The 2,500-nt window shown below is 44.0% G+C and carries 3 protein-coding genes (1 of these 3 running past the window's edge); all 3 read left to right on the forward strand.

The features are described 5' to 3' along the window. Tightly spaced (each overlapping or abutting the next), the 3 genes in view from secF to FHG67_RS08480 form a layout consistent with a single transcriptional unit that may run on beyond the window. On the forward strand, nucleotides 1–465 hold the end of the coding sequence (gene secF / locus FHG67_RS08470; protein WP_004497608.1) for a protein translocase subunit SecF. It extends 474 nt beyond the left edge of the window; only the last 465 of its 939 coding nucleotides appear in the window; the start codon falls outside the window, past its left edge; its stop codon occupies nucleotides 463–465. Then, nucleotides 465–1,874 carry a bifunctional diaminohydroxyphosphoribosylaminopyrimidine deaminase/5-amino-6-(5-phosphoribosylamino)uracil reductase RibD gene (locus FHG67_RS08475; protein WP_061218742.1) on the forward strand — a complete coding sequence of 470 codons (1,410 nt, stop codon included), beginning with the start codon at nucleotides 465–467 and terminating at the stop codon, nucleotides 1,872–1,874. Before secF ends, FHG67_RS08475 begins: the two co-directional genes overlap by 1 nt. After that, nucleotides 1,859–2,464 (forward strand): riboflavin synthase, encoded by a 606-nt coding sequence (locus FHG67_RS08480; RefSeq protein WP_061218741.1) that lies wholly within the window; start codon nucleotides 1,859–1,861, stop codon nucleotides 2,462–2,464. The genes FHG67_RS08475 and FHG67_RS08480 overlap by 16 nt, the downstream gene beginning before the upstream one ends. Nucleotides 2,465–2,500: the final 36 nt, after the last annotated feature.

Raw genomic sequence — 2,500 nt, forward strand, 5'->3', positions numbered from 1 at the left:
GCGATTATTCTTGCATATATCAGTTTTCGATTTCAATTCAAATTCGCCTTGGGAGCGATTGTGGCTTTGACCCACGATTTGATACTGACCGTCGCGTTTATCGGATTTTTCCAAATCAAACCGAGTGTTCCGATCATCGCGGCTCTTTTAACTCTCCTCGGATATTCGATCAACGATACAATCGTAGTTTTCGATCGTATTCGGGAGAATGCGTCTGGGAATTTGGATCAAACTTTCGGCCAGACCATCAATTCTGCGATCAATCAAACTTTGGGAAGAACATTTAACACCTCTTTTGCGACTCTGATCTCCATTGTTGCGATCATCATTGGGGGAGCGACCGAACTTTTCGACTTCGCTTATGTGCTCACCTTCGGGATCGTCATCGGAACGTATTCTTCCATTTTTATCGCGGCCCCTCTCGTGGATATCTACGACCATATTGTGCGAAAGGTTCGAGGCTGATGACCCCTCTCCCGGAAAAATTTCGGGAGGAATTGCGTAAACTCTCCTTTTTATCTACGGGCGAAAGTTCTCCGAATCCGCCCGTTTCTTGTCTTATCACGGATATTGACAACACGCGTATCCTTGCCAAAGGTAGGACTTCTCCGACCGGAGGCCCGCACGCGGAGAGAAATGCGTATTATGAATTTGTAAAGAACGGGTTTTCCAAAACACCGCATAACGTTTGGGTGACTCTGGAACCTTGTACTCACAGTGGAAAAACCCCTCCTTGTTTGGATCTGATTTTAGAACACAGACCGAAGACGCTTTACTACGGCAGAAAGGATCCGAACCCTCTCGTTCGGGAGAACGAAGGATTGGAACTTTGCCGACGGGAAGGAATTCTAGTTGTGGCCGAACCTGGTTTGATGGAAATAGCGGAGGAAAGTTTGTTCGGGTTTGTTTCTCGGATCGAAAGAAAAAAACCTTCCATGATTTTAAAGACCGCACTTTCCAAAGAAGGTTTTTTTTCATCCAAAGATAAGTTTCCGATCCGTTTTTCAGGAAATATTTCTAATCACTTAACGTCGATTTTACGGGCAAAGTGCGACGCGGTTCTTGTGGGACCGGGAACCTTGTTCCGCGATAACCCCGGTTTGGAATTTCGGATCGAAAATTGGCCGACCGATTTAGAGGGAATGAGGGAAAAAATTTTCGGAGAAAATAACGGTTTGGATATCGGCCGCCGGTTCGAAGCGGAATCCGACTTGGAAAAAGCAGGTGTTTTGAAGTTCGAGTACGGTTCTTCCTTTCAGGGAGAGTTGGAGGATTTGGATCATGTTGCGGGAAAAAGTTCGGGAACTGCGGATATTTCCTACGAGAACGAGAAGTTTGGTGCTTCCAACTTCCTAAAGAATATATTAAAATACGGTTTTAATCCGGAAATTTTGGAGATCCACCGGAAGTTCCGGGAACGATATCAGCCATATCGTGTTTTTATTATATTCGAAGAAAGAAATATACCAAAGGGATGGATTGAAAAACAAAGGGAGATCAACGAAAAAAACGGTTCTAAAAAATGTGTTTTTCTATTTAAAAGAGGGGCATTTTTTGAGGAAAGAACCAAAGAACAACTTCGATATCTCACGGAAAGGGAAATTTATACCTTCGATCCGGAAACGCTCGCGGAAGAATGTTTCGCATTTTTGTCTTCGATCGGAGTGAATCTGTTGCTTGTGGAGGGGGGAAATCTGATGTACGGAACGTTTTCCTCTAAAATGCAAGAGAACGATCTCATTCTGAAAATTCAATCTTCTCGTTCCGTTTCCGATGGGATAAGACCTTTGCTTGTTACGAATGAGGAAACCTTATTTTGGAAAACGAACGTAGGAGAAGATATCTGGGAGGCGCACGGATGTTTACGGGTTTAGTGGAAGCCACCGGAAGGATTCTTGAAATTCAAGAAACGACCGAAGGAAGAGATTTTTTAGTGGAGACGAAGTGGACTCGACCGGATCTCAAATTGGGCGATTCGATTGCGGTTAACGGTTGTTGTCAGACGGTTACCGAGTTTTTTGAAGGAGGAAACCGTTTTCGATTCTACGCCAGTTTTAAAACGTTGGAACTTACGAACTTCAAATTTCTAAAAAAAGACGCGGAAGTCAATTTGGAACGAAGCGTTCTTCCGACAACTCGTTTGGGAGGACATCTCGTGAGCGGTCATGTGGATGGGACCGGAAAAGTTCTCAGCAAGGAAGAAAGAGAAGAGGGAAGTGTGGTTTGTTATACGGTCAGAAACGATTTTTCCCTTTCGAAATACATCGCTCCGAGGGGGAGCATTACCGTGGACGGGATTTCGTTGACTGTCGTGGATTCTCGTTCGAATGAATTCGATCTGGTTTTGATTCCAGAAACTCTTAAAAAAACGAACGCTAAGTTTTGGAGTTCCGACACAATTCTCAATTTAGAAATCGACCTTGTGGCGCGTTATTTGGAACAACTTCTGAAATCCAAGGAATAGTTCTTGGTTCGGATATAATCTGGAAATTCTCCGGCT

The organism is Leptospira weilii (assembly GCF_006874765.1).
GTDB classification, from domain to species: Bacteria; Spirochaetota; Leptospiria; order Leptospirales; family Leptospiraceae; genus Leptospira; species Leptospira weilii.

Excerpts from the sequence above, each read along its gene's own strand:
- FHG67_RS08475 (WP_061218742.1), top strand. The coding sequence starts at position 465 with ATGACCCCTCTCCCGGAAAAATTTCGGGAGGAATTGCGTAAACTCTCC.
- FHG67_RS08480 (WP_061218741.1), top strand. The coding sequence starts at position 1,859 with ATGTTTACGGGTTTAGTGGAAGCCACCGGAAGGATTCTTGAAATTCAA.